The organism is Pseudonocardia lutea (assembly GCF_042658055.1).
Classification (GTDB): Bacteria; Actinomycetota; Actinomycetes; order Mycobacteriales; family Pseudonocardiaceae; genus Pseudonocardia; species Pseudonocardia lutea.
In genome coordinates this window covers 1-24894 of record NZ_JBHSQK010000074.1, presented here as the reverse complement: position 1 = coordinate 24894, position 24894 = coordinate 1, and the positions used below count along the sequence as shown (strand labels likewise).

23 protein-coding genes and 3 pseudogenes are annotated in these 24894 nt (G+C 70.7%); 7 read left to right on the top strand and 19 right to left on the bottom strand.

What is annotated here, in order from left to right; translation table 11 throughout:
* Positions 1 to 33: 33 nt before the first annotated feature.
* The 6 genes from ACFQH9_RS25035 to ACFQH9_RS25010 are packed head-to-tail and all read right to left on the bottom strand — an operon-like array spanning position 34 to position 7527.
* Positions 34 to 1335 (bottom strand): NtaA/DmoA family FMN-dependent monooxygenase, encoded by a 1302-nt coding sequence (locus ACFQH9_RS25035; protein WP_379569571.1) that lies wholly within the window; start codon positions 1333 to 1335, stop codon positions 34 to 36.
* Positions 1336 to 1344: 9 nt separating this feature from the next.
* A complete protein-coding gene (locus ACFQH9_RS25030) occupies positions 1345 to 2679 on the bottom strand; it encodes an NtaA/DmoA family FMN-dependent monooxygenase (RefSeq protein WP_379569569.1) in 1335 nt (444 codons plus the stop codon).
* On the bottom strand, positions 2679 to 3989 hold the full coding sequence (locus tag ACFQH9_RS25025; protein WP_379569567.1) for an NtaA/DmoA family FMN-dependent monooxygenase: 1311 nt from the start codon (positions 3987 to 3989) through the stop codon (positions 2679 to 2681). Before ACFQH9_RS25025 ends, ACFQH9_RS25030 begins: the two co-directional genes overlap by 1 nt.
* Positions 3986 to 4882: an LLM class oxidoreductase gene (locus tag ACFQH9_RS25020; RefSeq protein WP_379569565.1), complete on the bottom strand. Its 897-nt coding sequence runs from the start codon at positions 4880 to 4882 to the stop codon at positions 3986 to 3988. The genes ACFQH9_RS25025 and ACFQH9_RS25020 overlap by 4 nt, the downstream gene beginning before the upstream one ends.
* An 11-nt stretch (positions 4883 to 4893) precedes the next feature.
* A complete protein-coding gene (locus ACFQH9_RS25015; RefSeq protein ID WP_379569563.1) occupies positions 4894 to 6207 on the bottom strand; it encodes an NtaA/DmoA family FMN-dependent monooxygenase in 1314 nt (437 codons plus the stop codon).
* Positions 6208 to 6219: 12 nt separating this feature from the next.
* Positions 6220 to 7527, bottom strand: coding sequence for an NtaA/DmoA family FMN-dependent monooxygenase (locus tag ACFQH9_RS25010; RefSeq protein ID WP_379569561.1), 1308 nt, complete (start codon positions 7525 to 7527; stop codon positions 6220 to 6222).
* A 416-nt stretch (positions 7528 to 7943) separates the two neighbouring features.
* Here ACFQH9_RS25010 and ACFQH9_RS25005 point away from each other — a divergent pair, with 416 nt between their 5' ends.
* Entirely contained in the window at positions 7944 to 9473 is a 1530-nt protein-coding gene (locus tag ACFQH9_RS25005) for a GntR family transcriptional regulator (protein WP_379569559.1), read from the top strand.
* Between the two features lie 166 nt (positions 9474 to 9639).
* Here ACFQH9_RS25005 and ACFQH9_RS25000 read toward each other — a convergent pair.
* From ACFQH9_RS25000 to ACFQH9_RS24975, 6 genes and pseudogenes are all read right to left on the bottom strand, one after another.
* Positions 9640 to 9821, bottom strand: a pseudogene (locus tag ACFQH9_RS25000) (IS3 family transposase); the annotation flags it as partial.
* Complete coding sequence (locus tag ACFQH9_RS24995) at positions 9821 to 10540, bottom strand: flavin reductase family protein (RefSeq protein WP_379569557.1); 720 nt, start codon at positions 10538 to 10540, stop codon at positions 9821 to 9823. The gene ACFQH9_RS24995 and the pseudogene ACFQH9_RS25000, both read right to left, overlap by 1 nt.
* 19 nt (positions 10541 to 10559) lie before the next feature.
* Positions 10560 to 11183 carry a CGNR zinc finger domain-containing protein gene (locus tag ACFQH9_RS24990; protein ID WP_379569555.1) on the bottom strand — a complete coding sequence of 208 codons (624 nt, stop codon included), beginning with the start codon at positions 11181 to 11183 and terminating at the stop codon, positions 10560 to 10562.
* Between the two features lie 104 nt (positions 11184 to 11287).
* Positions 11288 to 11725, bottom strand: coding sequence for a hypothetical protein (locus tag ACFQH9_RS24985; protein WP_379569553.1), 438 nt, complete (start codon positions 11723 to 11725; stop codon positions 11288 to 11290).
* The gene (locus ACFQH9_RS24980) at positions 11725 to 13083 is read right to left on the bottom strand and encodes an MFS transporter (protein WP_379569551.1); all 1359 of its coding nucleotides are present in this window, start codon (positions 13081 to 13083) and stop codon (positions 11725 to 11727) included. The genes ACFQH9_RS24985 and ACFQH9_RS24980 overlap by 1 nt, the downstream gene beginning before the upstream one ends.
* 83 nt (positions 13084 to 13166) lie before the next feature.
* Positions 13167 to 14042 (bottom strand): MBL fold metallo-hydrolase, encoded by an 876-nt coding sequence (locus ACFQH9_RS24975; protein ID WP_379569549.1) that lies wholly within the window; start codon positions 14040 to 14042, stop codon positions 13167 to 13169.
* A gap of 187 nt (positions 14043 to 14229) precedes the next feature.
* Here ACFQH9_RS24975 and ACFQH9_RS24970 point away from each other — a divergent pair, with 187 nt between their 5' ends.
* Positions 14230 to 14859 (top strand): MFS transporter, encoded by a 630-nt coding sequence (locus ACFQH9_RS24970; protein ID WP_379569547.1) that lies wholly within the window; start codon positions 14230 to 14232, stop codon positions 14857 to 14859.
* 23 nt (positions 14860 to 14882) lie between these two features.
* Complete coding sequence (locus ACFQH9_RS24965) at positions 14883 to 15278, top strand: winged helix-turn-helix transcriptional regulator (RefSeq protein ID WP_379569545.1); 396 nt, start codon at positions 14883 to 14885, stop codon at positions 15276 to 15278.
* A 2-nt stretch (positions 15279 to 15280) separates the two neighbouring features.
* Here the strand turns inward: ACFQH9_RS24965 and ACFQH9_RS24960 are convergent, their stop codons facing one another.
* Positions 15281 to 15877: a CGNR zinc finger domain-containing protein gene (locus tag ACFQH9_RS24960; RefSeq protein ID WP_379569543.1), complete on the bottom strand. Its 597-nt coding sequence runs from the start codon at positions 15875 to 15877 to the stop codon at positions 15281 to 15283.
* Positions 15878 to 15939: 62 nt separating this feature from the next.
* Here ACFQH9_RS24960 and ACFQH9_RS24955 point away from each other — a divergent pair, with 62 nt between their 5' ends.
* Complete coding sequence (locus tag ACFQH9_RS24955; RefSeq protein WP_379569541.1) at positions 15940 to 16119, top strand: hypothetical protein; 180 nt, start codon at positions 15940 to 15942, stop codon at positions 16117 to 16119.
* A gap of 7 nt (positions 16120 to 16126) precedes the next feature.
* On the opposite strand, the gene ACFQH9_RS24950 is transcribed toward ACFQH9_RS24955, so the two are convergent.
* The 3 genes from ACFQH9_RS24950 to ACFQH9_RS24940 form a co-directional block, all read right to left on the bottom strand.
* The gene (locus ACFQH9_RS24950; protein ID WP_379569595.1) at positions 16127 to 16846 is read right to left on the bottom strand and encodes a transposase; all 720 of its coding nucleotides are present in this window, start codon (positions 16844 to 16846) and stop codon (positions 16127 to 16129) included.
* Between the two features lie 387 nt (positions 16847 to 17233).
* Positions 17234 to 18397: an alpha/beta fold hydrolase gene (locus ACFQH9_RS24945; protein ID WP_379569539.1), complete on the bottom strand. Its 1164-nt coding sequence runs from the start codon at positions 18395 to 18397 to the stop codon at positions 17234 to 17236.
* Positions 18398 to 18457: 60 nt separating this feature from the next.
* Positions 18458 to 20212 carry a CocE/NonD family hydrolase gene (locus tag ACFQH9_RS24940; protein ID WP_379569537.1) on the bottom strand — a complete coding sequence of 585 codons (1755 nt, stop codon included), beginning with the start codon at positions 20210 to 20212 and terminating at the stop codon, positions 18458 to 18460.
* 232 nt (positions 20213 to 20444) lie between these two features.
* On the opposite strand from ACFQH9_RS24940, the gene ACFQH9_RS24935 reads away from it, so the two are divergent.
* The 3 genes and pseudogenes from ACFQH9_RS24935 to ACFQH9_RS24925 form a co-directional block, all read left to right on the top strand.
* Positions 20445 to 21233 (top strand): enoyl-CoA hydratase/isomerase family protein, encoded by a 789-nt coding sequence (locus ACFQH9_RS24935; RefSeq protein ID WP_379569535.1) that lies wholly within the window; start codon positions 20445 to 20447, stop codon positions 21231 to 21233.
* Positions 21234 to 21264: 31 nt separating this feature from the next.
* Positions 21265 to 22104 (top strand): MBL fold metallo-hydrolase, encoded by an 840-nt coding sequence (locus ACFQH9_RS24930; RefSeq protein WP_379569533.1) that lies wholly within the window; start codon positions 21265 to 21267, stop codon positions 22102 to 22104.
* A 14-nt stretch (positions 22105 to 22118) separates the two neighbouring features.
* A pseudogene (locus ACFQH9_RS24925) lies at positions 22119 to 22451 on the top strand (transposase); the annotation flags it as partial.
* Between the two features lie 64 nt (positions 22452 to 22515).
* On the opposite strand, the pseudogene ACFQH9_RS24920 reads toward ACFQH9_RS24925, so the two are convergent.
* The 3 genes and pseudogenes from ACFQH9_RS24920 to ACFQH9_RS24910 form a co-directional block, all read right to left on the bottom strand.
* Positions 22516 to 23691, bottom strand: a pseudogene (locus ACFQH9_RS24920) (LLM class flavin-dependent oxidoreductase).
* A gap of 244 nt (positions 23692 to 23935) precedes the next feature.
* Complete coding sequence (locus tag ACFQH9_RS24915) at positions 23936 to 24370, bottom strand: hypothetical protein (protein ID WP_379569531.1); 435 nt, start codon at positions 24368 to 24370, stop codon at positions 23936 to 23938.
* Positions 24371 to 24383: 13 nt separating this feature from the next.
* A partial coding sequence (locus tag ACFQH9_RS24910; RefSeq protein ID WP_465269542.1) for an LLM class oxidoreductase occupies positions 24384 to 24894 on the bottom strand: 511 nt, incomplete at its 5' end.

The window sequence follows — 24894 nt, the reverse complement described above, 5'->3', positions numbered from 1 at the left end:
TGCGGAGCCGACCATCGGCGCTGGTCGGCGGGCTCAGAACTCGAGCAGGTTGTCCCGGAAGCGGGAGTGCGTGTACTCGGTCCGGGTGAGGCCGCGACGCTGCAGCGCGGGGACCAGGCCGTCGGCGATCTCGCTGACATACCGGCGGTTGAGGTCGAAGTTCGCGATGAGGAAGCCGTCCCCGCCGACCTCCTGCATGACCTCGTCCATCGTCGCCGCGATGGTGTCGGGGCTGCCGACGAACTCCATCGTGGACAGGCTCTTGCGGAGGAACTCGCGCGGGGTCTTGCCGATGGCCTGGGCCAGCATCTGCTGGTGGCCGTTGGTCTTCGCGGTGGCCGGGATCGGCTCGTCGAGCGGGAACTGCGCGAAGTCGATGCCGGAGTGCCGGGACAGGTGCAGCAGGCCGAGCTCGGGATGGGCCTCGGCGAACGCGATCTGGCGCTCCCGCTTCGCCCGGGCCTCCTCGTCGGTCTCGCCTACCACCGGGGAGGCCATGAACAGCACCTTGACGTCGTTCGGGTCGCGGCCGTAGGCGACGGCCTGCTCGCGGATGTCGTCCCGGAACCGCTTCATCGCCTCGACGCCGCCCTCGACGCCGGAGATCACCGAGTTCGCGGTGCGCGCGGCGAACCGCTTGCCCCGCGGCGACCCGCCGGCTTGGGTGAAGACCGGGCGGCCCTGCGGGGACTGTGGCGCGTTGAGCGGGCCGCGGATCTTGAAGAACTTGCCCTCGAAGTCGATCGTGTGGACCTTCTCGTAGTCCGCCCACACGCCGTTCTCTGCGTCGAGCGTCACCGCGTCGGCGTCCCACGACTCCCAGAGCTTGCAGCTGACGTCGAAGAACTCGTCCGCGATGTCGTAGCGGAGGTCGTGCTCCTCGAGCAGGTCCTTGCCGTAGTTCTGCGCGGCCCGGTGGCTCGACGAGGTGACCACGTTCCAGCCGGTCCGGCCCTGGGACATGTGGTCCAGCGTGTTGATCTTCCGCGCCAGCATGTACGGGTGGTACTCGGTGACCGACAGTGTCGGCACGATGCCGATCCGGCTGGTCAGGTGGGCCATGATCGGCGCCAGTACCGTCGGGTCCATCTTGGGTGTGGCGGTGGCGCTGGACAGGTACGCCTTGGAGTTCGAGCCGTAGGCGTCCGGCACGTAGGACGAGTCCTCGATGATGATGTAGTCGAAGCGCGCCCGCTCCAGGGCCTGCGCGACGTCGATCCACAGCTGCGGGCTCGCCCAGTCCACCCCGCCGCGGCCGGACCAGGTCTTGTTCCAGGACTTCACACCGAAGCCGCCCGCGCCGAACCAGGCGAGGTGGAAGGGGTTGGCACTCACGTCGTACTCCTAGAACTGGAGGAGGTTCTGCTTGAACAGGTCGTTCGGGTAGTCGCTGCGGATCAGCCCGCGGCGCCGCAGCTCGGGTGCCAGGCCGGAGCAGATCTCGTCGATGTAGCGGCGGGTGTGGGACAGGCCGGTCTCCGCCCGGATGAGGAAGCCGTCGCCGCCGGTGCGGGCCACGATGTCCTCCATCTGGTCCGCCACCTCGGACACCGTTCCGACGAGCAGCGGGCCCAGGCGGAGGCGCTCGCCCAGCGACTCGCGCAGGGTCTTGCCCTCGTTGCGCTTCATGAAGTCGTCGAGCACGGACTGATGGCCGTTGGTCTTCAGGTCCTGTGGCATGGGCGCGTCGAGGTCGTACTGGAAGAAGTCGATCTCCGTGACGGCCGCGGTCATCGCCAGCGTCTGCTCGATCTGCAGCGGGTCATCCATCCCGAAGACGCGGTGGTAGGCCGCCTGGGCCTCCTGCGTGGTTTCCGCGATGATCGGCGCGGCGTGGAAGAGCACCTTGACGTCGTCGGGGTTGCGACCGTGCTTGGCGGCCCGCTCCCTGATGTCCGCCCGGTAGGCCGCCATCTTCTCGACGTTGGGGTTGGTCGCGACGATCGCGTTGGCGTGCTTGGCCGCGAAGTCCCGCCCCTTGGGCGAGCCGCCGGCCTGGCAGAGCACCGGGTGTCCCTGCGGCCCGGCCGGCATGTTCAGCGGGCCCCGGGAGGCGTGGTACTTCCCGCGGTAGTCGATCCGGTGGACCTTGGTGTGGTCGGCGTAGTGCCCGGTCTCCCGGTTCATCACGATCGCGCCCGGCTCCCAGGAGTCCCAGAGCGCCTTGACGACCTGCACGAACTCCTCGGCGCGGTCGTAGCGCTCGTCGTGCGGGGGCAGGGCGTCCATGCCGTAGTTCTGCGCCGCGACGTCCTCGGACGAGGTGACGATGTTCCAGCCGATGCGACCACCGGTGAGGTGGTCCATCGTCGCCATGACCCGGGCGAGGATGTACGGCGAGTAGAACGACGTGGAGCCGGTCGCGATGAAGCCCATGTGCTTCGTGGCCTTGGCCAGCAGGGGCAGCAGCGGGAACGGGTCCAGCTTCGGGCTGTGCAGGCTGTGCTTGAGGTCCTGCTCCATGGTGCCGCCGAGCGCCTCGGACACCATCGTCGAGTCCTCGAACATCATGAAGTCGAAGCCGGCGCGCTCGAGCTGGCGCGCCATCGACACGTAGTACTCGCCGGTCATCCACTCGGTGCCGGTGTCCCCGCCGAAGGTGGAGCGCCAGGCGGGGGCGGTGAACGAGGTGAACCAGGCCAGGTGGAACGGGTCTACGTCCCGGGTGCGGCCCGGCATCACGCCACCGCCACCGGCACGCGGGGGTCCAGCGCCGACAACCCGAAGTGGGAGGTGATGGTGTTCCCCTCGTAGCCGGTCCGGAACAGACCGCGCTCCTGCAGGATCGGCACCACGCCGTCCACGAACGCGTCGATGGTCTGCGGCAGGATCGGCGCGACGAGCGAGTAGCCGTCACAGGTGCCCGCGCGGAACCACTCCTCCATCACGTCCGCCACCTGCGTCGGCGTGCCGGTGGCGACGAACTGCATGTTCGCCAGCCCGCCCACGTAGGAGCGATAGGCGGTCTGGGTGATCGTCAGGTTCTCCTCGCGTGCCATGCGGGTGAACAGCGTGGCCTGGCTGACGCTCGCCGACTTGACCTGCGGGAGCAGGTCGAACGGCAGCGGACCGGCCGGGTCGTGCGCGCGTAGGTCGTACTCGAGCAGGCCGGACAGGTGCCCGATCAGGTCCGCGCCCTCCGCGTGGTTGGCGTCGAGCACGGCCTGCAGCTCGGCGGCTTCCTCGGCGCTGTCGCCGAGGAAGGGTGCGATGCCCAGCAGCACCTTGATGCTGTCCGGGTCCCGCCCGTAGGCGACCGCCCGCTGCTTGATGTCCTGGTAGTACTCCTGGGCGCGGGAAAGCGTGGAACCGCCGGCGTAGATCGCGTCCGCCCAGCGGGCGGCTAGGTCGCGCCCTTCTTCCGATGAGCCCGCCTGCACGATCAGCGGCCTGCCGTGCATCGGCTGCCGGACGTCCAAGGTGGCTTCCACGTCGAAGAACCGCCCGTGGTGGGTGACCTGTTCGCCGGGCCGGTCCGCCGTCGGGGCGTTCGCCCAGAGCTTCGTGACGACCTCGATGAACTCGTTCGAGCGCACGTAGCGCTCGTCGTGCGGCAGCTGGCGGGCCCGGTGGAAGTTGCGCGCCATCGCGTCCCCGGTCGACGCGACGTAGTTGATCCCGAGGCGGCCCCCGGTGATCGCATCCACCGACGCCGCCCGGCGGGCCACGTCGTAGGGCTCGTTGTAGCTGGTCGAGAGGGTCGCGATGATCGCGATGTGCTCGGTCTCGGTGGACAGCGCCGCCGCAATCTCCAGCGGGTCGATCCGAGTGGTCGTGGCGCTGGACCGGCCCCAGGTGTGCACCGGGGTGTCGGCGATGAAGGCCTGGTCGAACAGGCCGCGCTCGGCGGTGCGCACGGCGTGCCGGTAGGCCTCGAGGTTCGGGATCCGGCTGACGTCGCTGACGGCGTGCCGCCAGGCACCGGAGTGCCGACCGTACTCGGTCAGGTTGAGGCTGAGGTGCATCTTCTCGGGGTGCATGCGCGTCATGCGGCGCGTCCTCCGTGGGTCAGGGTGTCCGCGAGGCCGAGCGCGGCGGCGAGCGTGCCGCCCGGTGCGCGGCTGGCACCGAGCGCGGCGGCCAGCGTGGCCGCGGCCTCGGCGGTGTCGGTCGAGCACTCCAGTGCGACGCCGGCGGCGCCCGTCTCGGTGCACCGCTGCATGGCCTCCGCGGCCGGGATGTCCGCGGGCAGGGCGAGCAGGACGAGCGTGGTCGGGTCGACCGAACGCACCGCCGCGGCGACGGCCGCGTCCGGCACCAGCGCCACGTCCACCGCCGGGGCGAGGTAGGTGGCCTCGTCGGCCGTGCCGACCTCGGCTACCAGCACCGGCCGCCGCTGCGGCGAGGGGGGCACGTCGAGCGGGCCCTCGACCCGGAAGGCCAACGAGCGGTAGTCGATCGCGTGAATTCGGGAGTCGTCCTTGTAGTCCCCGGTCACCTTGTCCGGATACTGGGCGCCGTCCTCCCACGAGTCCCAGAGCTCCAGGGCGATCTCGACGTACTCGGCGGCGCGATGCAGCTCCGCGGCCCGCCCACGGCTGGAGCGCCAGTCGTAGGCCGACTGCTCCGAGGCGGCCGTCCCGGTCCGCAGCAGCCAACCGGAGCGACCGTCGCAGAAGTGGTCGACGCTCGCCAGCCGGCGGGCGAGATGGTAGGGGAAGCCGTAGAGCGCGGAGTTGCCGGCGACCAGCCCGATCGCCGACGTCGTCGAGGCCAGCCGCCCGCACAGGGTGGTCGACTCGAACGAGCTCACCGCGCCGGTGTCGGCAGCGTCGAGCACGCAGACCGCGGCGACGCCCGCGGCCTCGAGACCACGGACCGCGGACTCGACGGCGGGGAGAGTGCTGTCCGGCCCGAGGGCCAGCTGGGCAGTGATGATCATCGTATGGCCCCCTAGAACGCGAGCAGGTTGTCGCGGAACCGGTCGTGCTCGTAGGCGGTGCGGGTAAGCCCGCGGCGCTGGAGCTCGGGCACCAGACCGTCACAGATCTCGGTGACGTACCGGCGCGCGAAGTAGCTGTTGACCAGCAGAAACCCGTCCCCGCCGACCTCCTGCACCACCTCGTCCATGTGCGCGGCGACGCGGTCCGGGGTGCCGACGAACGCACCGGAGCCGGAGTTGAGCGGATTGCCGCGGATGACGTCGCCGAGCACCCGGCCCTGCCACTGGGCGACCATCGACTGGTGCCCGTTGCTGACCAACGTCTCGGGCAGCGGCTCGTCGAGCGCGAACTGCGAGAAGTCGATCCCCGACTGCCGGGAGAGCGACGCGAGCTGGTACTCGATCTCGTTCGCGTCGATCTCCAGGCTGCGCCGGTAGCGGTCCTCGGCGCGCTCCTGGGTCTCGTCGACAATCGGCGAGACAAGGAAGAGGATCTTGATGTGGTCCGGGTTGCGGCCGTGCGCGGCGGCAGTGGCGCGGACGTTCTCCCGGTAGGCCTTCATCTTCTCCGGGGTGGAAGCGGAGGCGATGACCGTCTCGGCCCAGCGGCCCGCGAACGCCTGCCCGCGCGCGGACCCGCCGGCCTGGCAGATCACCGGGGAGCCCTGCGGGGAGCGGGGGGACGACAGCGGGCCGCGCGAGCGGAAGTAGGTCCCCTCGTGGTTCAGCGGGTGGACCTTGTCCCCGTCCGCGAAGACGCCCTTCTCCAGGTCCAGGACCAGTGCGTCCTCGTCCCACCCGTTCCAGAGGCCGTGCGCGACCTCGAGGAACTCGTCCGCCATGTCGTAGCGCTCGTCGTGCGGGTACTGCTTGTCCCGGCCGTAGTTCTGTGCCCCGCCGTCGTTCGAGCCGGTGACCACGTTCCACCCGATCCGACCGTCGGAGACGTGGTCGAGCGCGTTCATCTTCCGGGCGAGCATGAACGGGTGGTACTCGGTCGTCGAACAGGTCACGACGAGCCCGAGCTTCTCGGTCGCGGCGATGAGATGGGGCGCAAGCACAGTCGGGTCGAGCTTGGGGGTGTCGACCGAGTGCTTCAGGTACGCGTTGTGCGAACCCTGAAAAGTGTAGGGAACGTTCGACGAGTCCTCGATCATGAAGTAGTCGAAGCAGGCCCGCTCCATGGCCCGGGCCAGGTCGACGGCGGTGTCCGGCTTGGTGAACCGCGCCACCGAGGACCGCGGACCGGCCCATTCGTGCTTCCACGCCTTCGGGCCGAAACCCTTGGAGTAGAACCAGCCCAGGTGGAAAGGTCGTGCGCTCATAGCGGATTCCTTCTAGAAGGCCAGGAGGTTCTCGCGGAAGGTGTCGAACTCGTAGCCGGTCCGGGTCAGACCCAGCCGCTGCAACTCGGGCACCAGTCCGTCACAGATCTCGGCGACGTACCGCCGGGAGAAGTAGCTCTCGTTGAGCAGGAACCCGTCCCCGCCGACCTCCGCCATGATCTCCCGCATCTCGGCGGCAACGCTCGAAGCGGTGCCGGTGAGCGGGACGCACTCGAGGTGGCGCTGGTAGCGCAGCACGTCCCGGAGGACCCTGCCCTCCATCTGCGCGACGCTGGACTGGTGCCCGTTGGACGTCAGGGCGGGGAGCGGCTCGTCGAGCGCGAACTGCGAGAAGTCGATCCCGGAGCTGCGCGACAGGGCGGCGAGTCCGAATTCGACCTCGCTCTCCGCGAAGTCGTAGCGCGCCTGCCGGCGCTCGTGCGCCGCCTCCGGCGTCTCGTCGACGATCGGCGAGATCAGGAACAGGACCTTGATCGAGTCGGGATCGCGGCCGGCCGCGTCGGCCTGCGCGCGGACGTCCTCGCGATAGGCCTTCATCGCGTCGACACCGCGGGCCGCGCAGATGATCGTCTCCGCCCAGCGAGAGGCGAACGCCCGGCCACGCCCGGACCCGCCCGCCTGGCAGATCACCGGCGAGCCCTGCGGCGACCGCGGCGCCGACAGCGGGCCGCGGGAGCGGAAGTAGGTCCCCTCGTGGTTCAGCGGGTGGACCTTGTCGCCGTCCGCGAAGACGCCCTTCTCCAGGTCGAGGACCAGCGCGTCGTCGTCCCAGCTGCGCCAGAGCCCGTGCGCGACCTCGAGGAACTCGTCCGCCATGTCGTAGCGCTCGTCGTGCGGGTACTGCTTGTCCCGGCCGTAGTTCTGCGCCCCGCCGTCGTTCGAGCCGGTGACCACGTTCCAGCCGGCCCGTCCGTCCGACGTGTGGTCGAGGGCGTTCATCGCGCGGGCAAGCATGAACGGGTGGTACTCGGTCGTCGAGCAGGTCACGACGACCCCGAGCTTCTCGGTCGCCTGCAGCAGGAACGGGGCCAGCACCATCGGGTCGAGCTTCGGGGTGTCGACGGAGTGCTGCAGGTAGGCGTTGTGCGAGCCCTGGTAGGTGTACGGGACGTTCGACGAGTCCTCGATCATCAGGTAGTCGAAGCAGGCGCGCTCCATCGCCCGGGCCAGATCAACGGCGACGTCCGGCTTCGTGAACCGCGCCACCGCCGCTCGCGGACCCGCCCACCCGTGCTTCCAGGCCTTCGGGCCGAAACCCTTCGAATAGAACCAACCCAGGTGGAAGGGGGGTGCACTCATACGGACATCACCGGATCTTCGTCGCCGTCGGGGGGATGGCGAGAACCGTATGGAGGCCGTATTGCCACGGCGTGACACGCGGAGTCAAACCGGAATTACGCCGATACCCGCCAGCCCGGCCGCACCGAGCCGACCGTCGAAAGCGCTGCTCACAGGCGATGGACGACGAGGCGGACGCACCCGGATCGCCACTTGCGGTCCGGGCGGAGCGAGCCACGCCACTCAGCGGAACCATTTCCTGTGACCGCGGCCACGCGTTTTTCCGCTGATTTCTGCTGGCGGCGGCGCGCCGTGCCGGAGCGGCGCAACTTGGTCGTTACGAACCGGTGACGGGAGCGGCATCTGCTCGTCGAACGATCCGTGCGTGCCTCAGCGCAGCGGCCGTCGACATGCCGCCCGGTCAGGCTGGAGGACATATGCGAGCCGCGCAGGACGAGCAGGAGTACCGCCGCGTGACGCGCGAGCGCGCGCTCCGGGACCGCCGGGTCCGGCTGCGGTCCGTCACCAGCGTCCATGGTGCCTTGCGGTCCAGCCTCCGCACCGGCCTGATCGAGGCGGACGACCGGCTGGACGAGTCCACGTTGGTCGACCGGTTCTCGGTGAGTCGAAACGCCGTGCGCGCCGCACTCGGTCTTCTCGTGGCCGAAGGGATCGTCTCGCGGTCCCCCCGCGCGGGGACCGTCGTCCGCTCGGACATCACGGACGTCCAGATCGACAACGGCGTCGGCTGGAGGACGGCGGGCGCCGAGGCGTACCACTGCGAGGTCCTGGAACGCCGCTGGGTCGCTGCCACCCCGCTCACCCGCCGGTACCTGGCGGACGACGGGCCCCGCGTCCACCTCACGGACCTGGTGCTGGTTCGCCGGGGCGAGCCGACGATGCTCTACACCCGGTTCAGCTTGTCCGACGGCGCCGAGCGCAGACTTGTGCTCACCTCCTCGGACACCCATTTCGACAGGGAGTTCACCCAGGCCTACGGCAGCCCGCTGGGGGCGGTGGACTGCTGGGTGGAGGCAGTGGAGGCAGACGAGAAGGTCGCGGCACAGCTCCGCGTTCCGATCGATACCGCGCTGCTGGTCAAGTCCCGGGTGCTATGGAGCGCGGACAGCGTCCCCCGCGAGTACAGCGTGTCCCATTATGTTGCTGCGCGGACCGCCTTGAGCACCGAAACCCGGCGCGGCCGGGCGAGTCAACCGACACAGGCGCCGGTCGTCGTTCCTCCGGCCCGCGCCGAGGTCGATCGGGCAGGTCTCCCCTTGCGGCACTCCGCGACGTCGGTGCACGGTGAGCTGCGCGCGGCCCTGCGCAGTGGGCTGCTTCCCGTCGGAGCCCGGCTGGACGAGCAGGAGCTCGCGACGCACTTCGGTGTCAGCCGCAACTCGGTGCGCCGCGGGTTGGCTCGACTGGCTGAGGAGGGCCTCGTGCGTCGCAACCGGCGGACGGGGACGACGATCGAGCAGACGATCGCCGATCTCACCCTGGACAACGGGATCGGCTGGGACCCGGCGGAGACCGCGCGATACCGGGCGGAACGACTGTCCGTGGCCACGGTGCCGACCCCGCCGTTCCTCGCCCGCATCCTGCGCACCGAGGAGTCGACGATCACCGTCGGCGAATATCGGGTGTACCGCGACGAGCGGCCGTTCATCGTGTACCTGCGCTACTCCCGGTCGGGTGTCCCCACTCGGCCGCTCAGCTGCGACTCCCCCGCGGACTTCGACGAGCTCTTCGCCCGGGCTCACGGGTCGGAGGTGAGCCGGATCGAAACGACAGTGCACGCGGTCCGGGCGCACGAACGCACCGGGCGCTTGCTGGAGGTCCCGCCGTCCACGCTCCTGCTGCTCAAAGAGCGGCTGCTGATCGACTCGACCGGCACGCCCTGCGAGTTCAGCCACAGCTACTACGCCGCCGCCGGAGTCGCGCTGTCCACCCGCTCGTCCGCCTGACGCTCGCCGCCTGGCTGTGTGAACCACCCCGGCGTGTCCGGAGTGCTATCGGCTTGAGCGCTGCGGCTCCGGTGGCGTGCTCGTTGACGGTAGTGGGCCGCCTCGAGTTCGGCGGGCGGGACGTCCCCGGTGGCGCTGTGCAGGGGTCGTGGTTGAACCAGTCGACGCTGAAGCCCAACACCCGGCAGGTCACCGCGACGGGGATGTTGCCGGCGGCGAGGTCGAGGACCAGCGGGTACATCATCTTGGGAGCACGTCGCGGGCGAAGTAGGCAGTGGCCCGGCGCAGGATCTCGTTCTCCTGCTCGAGCTGCTCGGCCCGTTTGCGCAGCTCGCGGTTCTCCGACGTCAGGATGCTTCCGGCCGTGTCGAACCCGACGCCGACCAGGCGGCGGTGTCGATCGGCGAGAAGTCGGTCTCGAGCCCGTCGAGGCGGCGCATCCGGGCGGTGCTCAGTGCCTGCAGCGTGTCCTCTGGGAGCGGCGTGGTGAACACGTTACCGACATGGGTGTACTCCGCGGCGAGCCGGCCGACCGGCGCGAGTCCGGCGGTGTCGATGCGCCCGTTCTCCAGGTATAGGTCGTCGCGCACGTGGAACCGCTCGATCCTGCCCCACACCACGTTCTCCAGCTCGCCTACGGGGATGATCCGGTCCACATGGCACTCGTAGGAGATCGGGGACGTTGCGATCCTCGGCGCGGAGACGGTCTCGCAAGGCCCCTTCTCCAGTCCCAGCAGCTCGAACTCGTCCTGCTCGGGTTCGAACTCGTACGCGGACCGGTGTACGGCGTCGGAGTTGGCCAGGGTCGCGATGTTCACGACGAACTCGCCGGTGTCGCGGATGTTGATGAAGGTGTCCTTGAGCGTGACCCCGTCCGACCGCGGCTGCAGCGAGATCGAGATCATCGGGGGACGTCGCCCGACGGCGGTGAAGAAGGAGATGGGGGCGACGTTCGCCACGCCCTCGGGCGAGACGGTGCTGACCCAGGCGATCGGGCGGGGGACGATCGATCCGATGAGCAGCTTGTAGGCCGCCGCCTCTGCGAGGTCTGCGGAGTCGATGATCATTTCTTAGGAGTCCCGTCTCTCAAGTCACGGCGGCACGACCAGGGTGTCGAGCCCGGTGGGCGCGCACGTTGGCGCGGTTACCGCACACCCTGACGTCGTGCCAGACAGCGCTGTTGTTGGGCGATCGGTCGTAGAAGACGACGTCGCACTCGTGGCTCTTGCAGGTCTTGAGCCGACGCAGGTGGCCGGCGAGTCGAGCTCGGTAGCAGATGAGGAGCAGGGCGGACTCGAACTGCGCCCAGCCCCGTCCCGTCGGCTCGGCCGAGACCTCGCCCTGGGACAGGGTCAACCGCACACCCGCGTGTGCCTGCGGCTCGGCGAGGCCGCCGTCCTCCGCCGCCGTCGGGAAGAGGCCTCGGAACATCCGCCTGCGGATCGCGACCAGGCGTCTGCGGTCGCGCTCGGTCAACGGTGGCAGGTCCCTCCCCCAGCAGGCGTCGTCGAGGGACGACCACAGCCCGCGGACCTCGTCGACCCACTCCTGGGCGGCGGGGAGGGTGGCCAACAGGTCCGGCGGTGCGACGGAGCCCTCCTCGATGGTGTTGAGGAAGTCCTGTACCAGGCCGAGCTCGCCCGGCGCGCCGGAGAGGTTGTACCGGGTCGTCGCAGGCCAGTCCCTCGACTCTCCCGCACCGCTCGTCATCGCCGTCTCCTCCGTCGGGTGGACCGGACCGCCTGCCGCCGGTTTCCTCCGAGGCTGCCACGTCGAGCTCCTCGACGCGGCAGCCCACCCCCGTCGGCGGACGCTCAGTCCGCCGCCCGGAAGTGTCCGGGCGCGATCCTCCCCTCCGTCAGTCGGTGCATCTCCGCGGAGAACTCCAGGGTCGCCCCCAACGGCCGGTGGCTGATCGAGACGTGCTGGATCAGGCCCTCCTCGTTGCGGGTCAGCACCGTGACCCCGGAGAACTCGACCCCGGAGGCGCCGACTGCCTCCCACTCCACGTACGTCCGGGCGCCGTTGGTCGCCTGGTGAGTGAAGACCAGTGAGCGGTAGTACCTGCTCGCGGTCCCCATGCAGATCTGGACGTCGGCACGGCCCCGCACGGGCCGCAGGAGCGCGGCGGCCTCAAGCACGACGTCGGCGGTGAACTTCTCGCCGAACGCCGCCTCCTCCTTGGCGGCGAAGGCTCCGGTCCAGTCCTGCTCGGTGACCTCTGCGGTCGTGATGCCTGCGGCGTCGGTCATCAGTGGTCCTCTCCGATCGGTGACGGGGTGCGTTGTCTGAGACCCAGGACGGCGAAGCCTGCGGCGGCGATCAGCACCGGGACGGCGAAGCTGACGAAAATCGCGCCGATACCCCAGCCTGCGCCGATCATCAGCCCGCCGAACAGTCCGGCGGCGATGGCGCCGAGCTTGCCGGCCGAGTGCATCCAGGCGAGGCCGGTGCCTCGTGCGCGGGTCGGGAACGCGGAGGCGGCGAAGGCGTTCATGCCCCCGTTGGACCCGGCGTTGAGCAGCCCCCAGAGGAAGCCGAGGACGAGCAGCCCGCCGAGCGTCCAGGTGCCGACGGCCACGGCCGCGACGGCGACCGCCGTGAGCACGAGGCCGGCCACCAGCGCGCGGTACTGCCCGATGCGGCTCATGGCGTACCCGATGACGAGCGAGCCGATCGCCCCGCCCCAGCCGGCCAACCCGATGACCGGGCCGGAGGCGGAGGCATCCATCGCCATGTTCGCCATGATGAGGGGGAGGTAGCCGATCAGGACGTAGGTGACCGTGCAGTTGGCCAGGTAGCCGTACCAGACGACCACGCTGGTGAGCAGGACCTTCCGCGACAGGACGGTGCGGACCCCGCCCCGGTCCCCCTCGTCGGCGGGGTCACGGTCGACGACGAGCTCGACCGGTCCCGACACACCGGTCGACCGTGCGATCGCGTCGACGGTCCGCCGGGCCCGCGGATCGTCTCTGCGGTGCCGCAGGAGCAGAGCGATCGACTCCGGCAGGAACAGCCAGACGACGGGGACGAGCACCAGGCCGAGGATCCCGCCGACCAGCAGCAGCACCTGCCAGCCGAAGGTGGGCACGATGAAGGCCGCGAGGTAGCCGACCACCGCCTGCCCGAGCGGGAAGCCTGCGAACACGATCGCGACGAGGAGTGCTTTGCGGCGCTGCGGCAGGAACTCGGACACCAGCGCGATCGCGGAGGGGAAGACGGCCCCGAGCCCGAAGCAGGCGACGGCGCGCAGCACGCCGATGGTCACGATGTCGGTCGCGAAGGCCGCGGCCACCATCGACCCGCCGAAGAGCACGATGCTGACCAGGAGCGTGGGTTTCCGTCCCCAACGGTCTGCGCACGGACCCACGACGAGCGCGCCGAGGGCGAGCGTGATGTAGCCGGCGGTGACCATCGTGGTGATCTGTCCCGGACCAGCGCCCCAGTCGCGGACCAGGTGGGGGTAGACGAAGCCCCAGGCGCCGATGTCGACGCCGTCGAGCAGGACGCAGAAGAAGCCGATGACGATGTAGGCGGTCCGGCGGGCACCCAGCGGACTCCTCGCGAGGAGCTGCGTGACCGTGATCGTCTCTCGGACGGTGGAGCGCACCGGGTCATCGGCCGCGGTGGATGGCAACCCTCTGTCGGGCATGCGACAACTCCCTTGTCATCGGCAGTGCAGGAGGACGGGTGTCAGGAATGGGCTGCGGAGGGCCGGGTGGTCGGACCGAGCAGTCCGACGGCGCCGTACCAGACCGGTCCTGGGTTGATGCGCAACGGATACCGGCGCAGCATCTCGTTGTAGTACTCCTCCGGGGCCCTGACCCGCGAGAGCAGGTCGCGAGCGTCTCGGAGGTAGGCGCGGGTCTGACCGATGGTCGCCGGATCGTCGTCCGCTCCCGGTGCCTTGTGTCCGGCGACGACGTGCCGGGGCGCGAGCGCCTCCAGTGTGTCGAGCGCGGCGAACCACGAGTCGAAGCCCTCGGCCGACGACTCGAGGACGTACTGGTGGACCCCGTTGTAGACCGAGTCGCCCGCCACGAGGAGCCCGAGGGACGGCACCCAGAGCGCGGTGGTGTCGTCGGTGTCGGTGTGGCCCAGCTCGATGGGGACGAACCGGTGTCCCTCGAGCTCGAAACCGCTCTCCGGGACGGCCTCGGCCAGGACGGGCGACGGCGGAACCAGACCCGGGAAGATTCTGTCCCACAACGCCTCGCGGCCCGCCGTGCCCTCGTGCTCCATGCGCTTGAGAGTGCCCGCCGTGGCATGGACGGACACGTCCGGGAAGGTCGACAACAGCTCGGCCAATCCCAGCCAGTGGTCCCCGTGGGCGTGCGTGATGTACACGTGCCGGAGCCTGCGACCGGAGTCTTCGATCCAGGTGCGGACCCGGTCGACCTGGCCGTAGGTGTAGGGCGCGTCGACGAGCACGGCGTCCTCGACCCCCTTCACCAGGGTCACGGCGAGCGGGGAGGACACGATCCCCTCCCCCGTCGGCAGGGTCTGACCTCCGGCCCGCGGCACGCCGTCGAGGACCAACACCTCGTACGAGAGCTCTCCTGTCGTCACCGCGACCTCCTCCTCGGGAACTGCGTAAGAGTTACAGACCTTCTGCCTCTTACGCAAGCACTCGCATCAAGGGTGCAGTCGGGTCTTGCACTCACCGTCTGAGCTGCCCTATCGTCCACGCATGCCATCTGCGTTTCGCAGGGCAACCCTGCGTCACGGAACCTCTGTTCCGTTCGTCGCCGCCGCTGTGGCCCTGACGACCCTCTACATCGGCAACAATCTGCCGAGCGCGCTCAACGGCGAGCGGCGCGCGAAGCTCGGCATCTCGACGTCGGTGCAGACCGCGCTCTACGCCACCGCTGTCGCGGTCATCCTGCTGTGTCTGGTCCTGGCCGGTCCGCTGTCGGACACCATCGGCCGACGGGCGCCGATCCTGGTCGGGCTGGGCGCCTTCGTCGTCGGCGACGTCGTGTTCCTGCGCGTCCGGGAGGTGACGCTGCTCTTCGTGGCCCGCGCCGTCCAGGGATTCGGCATGGGGATCGCGACCGCGGCGGCGCAGGCCACCCTGAGCGACACCGCCAGAGGCGATCCTCCCGCTGCCCGGCGGAGGGCGTCGATGACGGCGACGGCGTGCATGACGTTCGGGTTGGCGCTGGGGCCCCTGCTGGGTGGAGTGCCGGCCGAGTACGGCTCGCTCCGACTCGGCGTCGCCGTGCACGCGGTCGTCGTCGACATGATCCCAGCCGTGCGCGTCGGCCTCGAGCAGGCCGTCGCGTGGGCGGCGAAGCTCTGTACCCTCGCCTGTCTCGTCGTCCTTCCCTGGATGGCTTGGGAGGGCAGGCGACACAGCGCCGTCCCCGCGGCCAACGAGCCGTGACGAGCCGCGACGGGGAGGCGGAGGTGTCGTCGCGAGGATGGGACGACGACGGGTGGTTCGCCGAGGGCGTGTGCGCTCTCGGCGACCGGTGGGTGCTCCGGGTCCTCCACGAGGCACGGGGCGGCGTGGCCCGCTTCAACGACTTCGCCGACCGCCTCGGGGTGTCGCGGAACGTCCTGGCGGCTCGCCTGGTGCACCTGGTGGGGTGGGGTCTGCTCGCCAAGCGGGAGTACCGGCGGGACGGGGTCCGGTGTCGGTACGAGTACACGCTGACGGACCGCGGGGTGTCGGCCCTGGCCGTGCTCGACGAGATCCGGGACTGGGCGGTGGCGGAGCGGCCGACCTTCGGTGGCGGCGACCGCCGGCTGCCGATCATCGGGCTGCCCCGTGAGGCGCGCGACGAGACCACGGGCCTGTGACCTCACCTCTCGTTCGGGTGCACCCCTGCCAAGGCCTTCCGTCGGGCGCGCGAGGCACGCAGGTTGATAGCGTTGCCGCACACCCGCACGTCGTGCCAGACCCCGCTGTTGTTCTTGGACCGGTCGTAGAACGACACCGGGCACCGCTCGTTGCGGCACACCTTCAGGCGCCGCCAGAGGTCGGCCTGCTGCGCGGCGGCGATCTCGATCAGGGTGGCCGTGGCGATCTGCCGCCAGCCCTCCCCACGGGGGGTGAGGGCGACCCGTCCGTCACGATGCAGGATCAGCCCCGCGGTGAGGGTGCGCAGGACCTCCGGGCCCGCGGCTGCGGACCCCGCCTGCCCGGCGAGAGCGGTACGCAGGTCGGTGCGCAGGTCCCGGAGCTGGTCGAGGTCCCCCTCGGACAGCTCGACCGGGCTCCCAGGACCCGACCACGCCCGCCCGACACCGACAGCCCAGTCGCGGGCGAGCTCGAGATCGCTGAGCAGGTCCGGTAGGGGAGGCCGCCCCGCACTGACGGTGTTCAGCAGATCCTGGACCAGCGCCAACCCGGCGGGGGCAGGGCTGAGCCCGTATCGCTCGCTGGCCGCCCACGTCACGGATCCATCGTAGCCGCTGGTCAGGACAGGCACTGAGCTTCCGGTTCCTGGCCCTGCGGTTCATGCCCGCACCGGTGCGGCTGCGCCAGCTCCTCCTGCAGCCCACGCCGAGGGAGGACGACATGAATCGCCGCGAGATCGAGTTCGACGCTGAGGGCGTCACGTTGCGGGGGTGGTTCTACCAGGCTGAACGGACGCCCGCCCCGACGATCGTCATGACGCATGGTTCCCGTGGTGGGTGATGTGGTGTCAAGGGTGTGTCTTACGCACCGTCGCCGTCGGCGTGAGGATGGCCGATGGGAAGGTCGCCTCGTTCGTCGGCGCCTTCGGGTGTCTGACCTGCGGTGTTATGTGTGGACTCGCTGAGGGGCCTTCCCCGCCCGGCCCGGGCTGGTGTTCTTGCGGCTGCGTCGCCGGGCCCGGACCTCGGGTGGGACGGTCCAACGCTCGGCGACGATCTTCTTGGCCGCGGCTGGGGTGACCGGGACGTTGTCGGTGTCGCAGACGACGTAGGGCATGCTGCGGCGCAGCACCGTCCAGGCGCGTTCGGCCAGGGCGGCGGCGATTACGCAAACGGCCTTGGTGTGGTTCGCGCCGCGTTCGACGATCTGGGTGTAGTAGAGGCGCGCCAGTTGTGGGTCCTGGCGGCGGGCGTTGTCCGCGGCCCGGACCAGGGTGGTGCGCAGCAGCGCCGGTCCGGCCTCGGGACATGGGCTGGCCCTTGCGGTCGGTCTGCCCGGTCTCCGCGGCGCGGGGGGTGAGCCCGGTGAAGGACTTGAAGTGCCGCGCGGTGGGGAACCGGGTGGCGTCCCCGACGACCGCGACCAGCGCCGGGGCACCGATCGTGGCCAGGCCGGGCAGGCTGCGGGCCAGCCCACCGGGATCGGCCCATCGGCAGGCGTCCTCACGGTGCCCTGCCGAGCGCGAGCGGTCGACCAACCTGGCGGTGAGCTCCGGGTCGTCGGTCACACCGCGGACCGGCTCGGTCGCGGTGATCGCGGGCGCCACCGCCTTGACCCGCACGCCCGCGGGTCCCCAACTACGCCGAGCTCTTCGCGGCGTCCGGGTTCAACGTTCCAGTGCCAGCGACTTCACCAAGAGCGACACTGCACCCTTGGTCGCGTTGTAGCCGGCCTGACCCCAGTCCCGGGCCAAGCTGGAGACTCTCGAGACCGCCACGAGCGAGCCGCCCGTCTCGGCGAGTCTCGGCAGCGACGGAGGCCGAGCACGTGCTCGGCGACCTCGTGGCCCGGCGCCCGGTTGGCCACGACGGACTCCTCGACGTCGCGCTGGTCCACCTGCGCGCCTGCGAGGCCGGGCGGCGGGTCGGCTGACCCGGCCCGCCGCCGGAGCGGGTCAGGAGGAGTAGAAGTGCTCCGCATCGACGATGCCGTCGAGCTTCCGGCCGAGTACCTCGGAGAACGTGAGCGCCGCTTGCAGGGGCCGGTGGTGGATGGCGATCTCGGCGATGCGCCCCTCCTCGTCCTTCGTCAGGATCGTCACGCCGCTGATCTCCGTCCCGCCGAAGGCCGTCGCCTCCCACTCCAGGTAGTCCCGCCGACCTTCGGTCGCCTGCTGGGTGAAGGTGAGCGACTCGTAGATCGAGCTCGCCGCCGCCATGACCTGCTGCACCGCCGCGGCGCCCTCGACCGGCCGGTAGAGCGTCGTGGCCCGCAATCGGACGTCGGCCACGAACGCCTCGCCGAACGCATCCGCCGTCTTCTTCTCGAAGGCGGCGGTCCAGCCCTGCGCGTCGACTCCGTCGGCGGTGTTGCCGGATGCACCCGCCAGGGACTCGACCAACCCGACGAGGTGTTCGGCGACGACCTCCGGACGCTCGGCGTGCGCCCAGTGCCCCGCACCGTCGACCGCGTGGACCTCGGCGCCCGCGAATCGCGCGGCGACACCGGCGTCGACGAGCTCCGCCGTGCAGAACCCGTCCCCCGCACCGCGCAGGATCAGGACCGGACCGGTGAAGGTCGAGGGCTGCGCCCCCTCGGGGACGCCGTCGTTCCAGGCATCGACGAACTGGGGGACGGCGCCGGGATCGACCGTCGCACCGACGGCGGCGAGGCGGTCGAGCTCCTCCGTCGGGAACGACACGCTCAGGCCGAGCCGGGCCTGGCGCTGTCCCTCCGCATCGCCTCCCAAGCCCTTGAACGGTACGACGGCCTCAGCGGGGAGCGAGGTGCCTGCCAGCGGGACGGGGGTGACCAGCACGAGGCCGCGCACCTGGTCCGGGCGCTGTCGGGCGGCGAGCTCGACGACCTGCGCGCCCATGCTCTGCCCCACCAGGACGACCGGGCCGGCCACACGGTCGAGGAGCGCCACGACGTCGTCCGCGTACCGCGGCAGTGTGTAGGGCCCCGGCTCGGCGGGCAGGCCGCTCATTCCGGCGAGATCGATCGCCTCGGTGGTGATCCCCCGCCGGTCCAGGACCGCCCGGACGGGTCGCCAGACGGCGGCGTCGTCGAGAAACCCGTGGACCAGGACGACGGTCGGCCGGTCAGCGTTGACCATTGTGTACTCCCTTCGCTGAGCGGACCGACCCGTCGGTCCCCTCGGGATGTGGACTGATCGTCAGCGCGGAACCACGGGGAGGAGCAGCGCGGAGGGGTGTTCGGCGTCGTGGTGGACGACCTGGGTCGCCTTCCGGACCGACGTGGCGTCCGCGACGCGCCTGCCGGTGTTCGGGTTGCGGTCCCAGCGGGGGAAGTCGCTCGAGGTGAGGTGCAGCCGCAGCCGGTGCTCGGGGAGGACGACGTGCGACAGGTGGCCGAGTTCGACGCGGATCTCGTAGACCCGGCCCTCGACGATCGGGCTTGGTTCGTCGTAGGAGTCCCGGAAGCGCATCCGCACCACGCCTTCGGCCAGGTTCTGCACGAACCCCGTGGGATGGACATCGGAGAGGACGGCCACGAAGTCGGTGTCCGGGACATCCGTGGACACGAACAACCGGACCGCGATCTCGCCGGTGATCTCCAGTGGGTTGGCGGCCACCGGGCCCGTGTAGACGAGGACGTCCTCGCGCGCCTGCGTGGCCCGCTGGTCGGCGACCCCGCCGCCGACGTAGCGGCCCCCTGCGGTGGGGACCGGGTCGTCCGGATCGTAGACGTAGGTGTCGGGCGCCTCGTCCGGCTCCGGGAGGTCCGGGCCCAGAACTCCCGCACCGTCCGCAGTGGTGGCCGGACCTGATCCGCGAAGGTGCCAAGGGACGACCTCGGCCCGGGAAGGCGGCCACTCCTCCTCGTCCCGCCACCGGTTCTCCCCCATCACGAACAGGGTGACGCGGGGACGCGGCAGCCCGGTCCGGCCATCGCGCACGAAGTGGTCGAACCACTGCCGCTGCATCTGCAGCACCGGGTAGGCGGCCTCGGGGCCGAAGTCGATGTCGCCGGTGTCCCCGGAGGTCGGCTGGTTGTAGGGCAGCAGATGCGCCCACGGTCCCATGAACAGCGCCTGGTCCGCGCGGGATCGCGCGCTCATCGCCGACTGCGACAGACCCAGGAAGTATTGCGGCGTGTCGAAGTTCGCGATGTCGTACCACGATCCGACGTGCAGCATGGGCACGTCGATGTCCTGCAGCCTGCGACGCAGGTCGACGGCCCACCAGTAGGGGCCGTCCGTGTCGTGGTGGAGGATGTCCGCGAGGAACGGGGCGCCGTCGCCGAACCGGTCGATCCAGTCCCGCAGCGGCAGGTGGCGCAGCGCCTCGTCGGTCAGCGGTGAGAACCGGACGGACGGGTCCACCTGCATGGCCTGCAGCGCAGCGAGTCGCGCCGTGTCCCCCTTGGCGGCGAGGACGTCCTGGGCCATGTTCATGAAGTAGCTCAGCGTCCAGGACAGCTCGAGCGCGCCGTGGTTGTACCAGTAGTTCCGGAACTCGCCCAGGTACGCCGAGACGGGCACCGCGGTGACGAGGTGCGGCGGTCGCTGCGTCGCGGCGAGGTACTGCGACAGCGCTCCGTAGGACTGTCCGAACGTGCCCACCCGCCCGTTCGAGGAGGGCAGGGCCGCCGCCCACTCGATCGCGTCGTAACCGTCCCGCGCCTCGTAGACGAAGGGGTACCAGGCACCTTCGGACCCGAAGCGCCCACGCGTGTTCTGCACGACGGTCAGGTAGCCGTGCGAGGCGTAGTAGTGGGCCTCGTTGAACGGCGCCGCCAGATCGTTGAGATGTTTGCCGTACGGGGTCCGACGCAGCAGCGTCGGCAGCGACCCCTCGCCGCGCGGGCGGTAGACGTCGGCGTACAGCCGCTTCCCGTCCCGCGTGCGCATGGCCACGTCCCGCTCGACGTCGACGTCGTGCGGGCCGCGCAGCTCCTCGAGATCCATTGCTCAGCGCACCACGGTGAAGTCCGACGTGACGTCACCCAGCCGCAAGGTCATGACCACTCCCTCAGTCGTTCGCGGCCGCCGTGATGCCGTCGACCCCTTCGTGAGGCAGACAGAAGCATAAGGCGAACGACAGTGTCAACCGCGCACGAGACCCGCTTGTTGAACTGAACCGTAGACATTATGGTTCTGTCACTGTCCTCGGCGAGACTCCGCCGTACGAAAGGCCGTGATGGCTCACCTCACCTGGACCGTCGACGACGACGTCGCGACCCTCGTCCTCGACAACCCCCCACAGAACCGCATCGGCCTGGACATGGTCGAGGAGCTCGGGCAGGCGCTCGACGCCGTCGAGCGCAGCGACGCGCGTGCCGTCCTGCTCCGCGCCGAGGGTGCCGACTTCAGCTTCGGCGGCGACATCGAGCCCTGGCCGGACTGGGACGAGCGGGAGCTACGGGCGAACTTCGAGCGCTTCCTGTTGACGTTCAACCGGTTCGAACGCCTGCCCGTTCCGACCGTCGCCGCCGTGCAGGGGCTCTGTTTCGGCGGCGGCCTCGAGCTCGCCGTCCGCAGCGACGTGATCATCGCGGGTCGGGGCGCCCGCTTCGGGCACCCCGAACAGTCGATCGCCATCGTGACGCTGCTCGGCGGCGTCTATCGGGTCGCCGCCCGTGCCGGCCGGACCCGGGCCATGGAGTGGGCGCTGACCTCGCAGCAGGTCCCCGCGGACGAGATGGAACGATTCGGCGTCGTGAACCGGGTCGTCCCGGACGACACCCTCCTGGAGGAGGCGACCGGGTTCGCGCAGGCCGTGGCGAAGGGCCCGACGAAGGCTCACGCCGCGCACAAGGCGCTGCTGCGGACGTGGGAGGCCGGGGGTGTGGCGGCGGCGGACGAGGTGATGTTCGACGTCGCCCTGCCGTTGTGGCGCACCGAGGACACCCGCCTCGCGATCCCCACCGCGGTGGAGGCGCTGAAGGCGGGTCGACCGCGGCCCGCGTTCCCCTACACCGGCCGTTGAGCCCGCTTCCCCGCCACGCTGGAGGACGGACATGACCCTGAACTACGACGTCTACGTCGCCCCCTCGATCCCGACCGCTGTGCCGGACCTGCCGCCGGACCTGGACCGTCGCTGGTGGTCCCCGATCTCGTCGACCCTGATCTACGGCGAGCGCGACGCTGTCCTCGTCGACCCGCTGATGACCATTGACCAGGCCGTCGCACTGGCCGAGTGGGTCTCGGCCTTCGACAAGAACCTCACCACGATCTATATCACGCACGGCCACGGCGACCACTGGTTCGGGCTCGGCACGCTGCTCGCCCGATTCCCGCAGGCCGAGCCGGTCGCGGTGCCGGCCGTGATCGCCCAGATGAAGGCCCAGGTCGCGCCCGAGTTCCTCGAATCCTTCTGGCACAGCCGGTTCCCGGGCCAGATCCCGACCCGCCTCATTGTCGCCGACGAGCTGACCGGAGGGCGGCTCGAGCTCGAGGGCGAGGAGCTCACGGTGGTCGAGCTCGGGCACACCGACACCGATGACACAACGGCATTGCACGTACCGTCGATCGGGCTCGTCGTCGCGGGCGACGCCGCCTATAACGACGTCCACCTCTACCTCGCGGAGTCCCCGGCCGAGGGCCGCAAGTCCTGGCTCGCCGCACTGGACATGCTCGAGGACCTGGCGCCGAGCGCCGTGGTGGCGGGCCACAAGCGCCCGGAGCGCCCGGACGACCCTGTGATCATCGAGGAGACCAGGCGGTACATCCTCGACTTCGACTCGGCCCTCGCCCGCACCTCGACCACCGAGGACCTCTACCGCGCGATGCTGGACCTGCATCCTGATCGGGTCAACCAGGGTGCCGTGTGGGGCTCGGCGCGCTCCGCGAAGGGCTGAGCGTTCGGAGGGCGGTCTGGCGCCAGATCTGGTCCAACAACCGCGCCGACGTCCTGGCCTTCACCGCCGGTCCTCGATGCCGTCGCCGAGAAGCTCCCACGCGTCGCCGAGCGCCTGAACCGCGAGATCGCCGCCGCACCGACGTCGTCGGCATCTTCCCCGACCGCGACGCGGTGATCCGCCCCGTCGGCACCGTACTCGCCGAACAGCACGACGAATGGGCCGAAGGACGGCGCTAGCTCGGCCTCGACGTCCTCGCCCGAGCCCGCATCACCGCCGTCCCGGACAGCACCGCCGGCAGCGAGGAGGTGAGCTCCACCGACCCCATCCCGGCGCTCGGCGCCTGACAGAAGAGGAGGACGATACGAGGGCCGGTGACCGGGCGGTTCTCGACCTCCGTCCCCGCGGCGGTTACCGGCGCCCCGCGGGCGCGGCGAAGGGCACGGTCCGGGCCGCGTCGGCGCGCAGCCCCCCGCCGGGCGGGGGTTCCCACAGCCCCCGGCGCTGCAGGACCGGCAGCACGCCCTCCCCCATCCACCACGCCTCCTCGAGGTGCGGGTAGCCGGAGAGCACGAACTCGTCGATGCCGGCCTCGTGGTACTCACTCATCCGGTCCGCGACCTCGATATGGCTGCCGACCAGCGCGGTCCTGGCCCCGCCACGGACCAGACCGACGCCGGCCCACAGGTTCGGCGCGATCTCCAGGCTCCTCGCGGTGCCGCCGTGGACGCCGTTGTGCAGGGCGCGCATCCGGCGCTGCCCCTCGGACTCGCTGGCCGCGACGGACCTGCACCGCCTCGATCGTGGCCGGGTCCAGCGCGGCGAGCAGCGACTCCGCCTGAGCCCAGGCCTGCTCGGCGGTGTCACGGGTAATCACGTGCAGCCGGATGCCGATCCGCACCGAACGGCCGCGGTCGGCGGCCAGCTTGCGGGTCCATCCGATCTTCCCGGCGACCTGCGCCGGCGGCTCGCCCCACGTCAGGTAGACGTCGGCGTGCTCGGCGGCCACCTCCCCCGCCACCGGGGAGGACCCGCCGAAGTAACCGGCGGCACCGGCTCGGGCAGCCGGTCCAGGAACGCGCCCTCGACGTGCACGTGCTCGCCGTCGAGGTCCACGGTCTCGCCACGCCACAACGCGCGCACGACCCGCAGGAACTCGCCGGTGCGGGCGTAGCGGCCGTCCTTGTCGAGGAAGTCGCCGTAGGCGCGCTGCTCCTTCGACTCGCCGCCGGTCACGACGTTGAGCGGCAGCCGCCCGCCGGAGTGGCGCTGGTAGGTCGCGGCCTGCTGCGCGGCCAGGGTCGGGGAGATCGAGCCGGGGCGGAAGGCGACCAGGAACTTCGGCCGTTCCGTGTGCGCGACCAGCATCGCCGTGGTCAGCCAGGCGTCCTCGCCCCAGGCGCCGGTCGGGGTCAGCGCGCCGGTGAAGCCGACCTGCTCGGCGGCGCGGGCGACCTGGGTCAGGTACTCGATCGAGGCCGGGCGGATCGACCCGGCCGAGCCGGTGCCGACGCCGTGGCCGCCGCCGACGAGCTGGCGGCCGTCGCCGTTGGTGGGCAGGAACCAGTGCAGGGTGAGCGGGGGCATGGGGGTCCTTCGGGACAACGGCGGGTGGGCGGGTGCGGCGTCGGCCCGGACGGGCCGCAGGCGCCGGCGTCAGCCCCGACAGACCGCGGTGCGGACGCGGCCGAAGTCGACCCACAGCCGCCGGGTCAACGCGCTTCCTCCCATTCCTCGACAGGAACACGGAAGGTCGGCGAACCGCAAGGTCGCAGGCGTCGCCGTGTGCGGAGACCTTCCGACACAAAGCCCTGCACAGCGGTGACGCGATTCAGGAAGGCTCCTTCCCGAGACTCGCGATGTCGGCCTCGACCCGCTCGGTCGCCGCTCGGAGCGCCTTCTCGCCGTCGCCGGGCCCTCGGGTCCAGCGGGCCAGATCGCCCAGGTGGATCTCGTGCACCGCGGAGACGACGTTCCATCGCACCGGCCGGTCGGGCTCGCCCCCGAGCACGTGCCACAGGTACTCCAGTGCCTGGCGACGGGGCACCGGGTCGTCGCCGGGGAGCTGGGCGGCCGCCAGGCGCAGGGCCTCGACCGGGTCGCCCGACGCGGACGTGTCCACCGTCAGCATCGCCCGGGTCAGCACGGCCCGGACCTGAGTGAGCGCGGCGACCTGCTCCTCGGCACGCTCCCGCTCCAGCCGAGCGAGCCGCGCGCGCCACCGCCGCCACAGGTTCGCCGTGACCCGGCGCGCGCCCGCACTCACGACATCCGCCGGCTCATGGCCAACTCCGTGGGAAGGGTGATCGGTCAGGTCGCCGCGGTTCGACCCGCGCGGTTACGGCCGGGCCCCGGGATCCGCCGCGGGCCGCCCACTCCTCGGCCAGGAGGGCTTGGGAGGCGACCCGGTCCTCGTGCCGGTGGGTGATCGTGGTGACCAGCAGCTCGTCCGCGCCGGTGACCCGCTGCAGCGCCTCGAGGCGCTCGGCGACGGTCCCCGGAGCACCCACGAACCGGGTGGCCAGCCGGTCGGCCACCAACGCCCGCTCCTTCTCGGACAACGGGTGCGCCCCCGCTGTGGCCGGATCGGGGAACGGGATCGCCCCGGCGCCGGTGCGGATGCTGTGCACCCACGTCCCGTATCCGGCCGCCAGGTCACGGGCCCTCGCGTCGTCCTCGGCGACGACCACATCCGCCGACACCATCACGTACGGGGCGCGCAGGCGCTCCGACGGCCGGAACGCCTCGCGATACGCCGCCACCGCCTCGAGCACCGTGCCCGGGCTGACG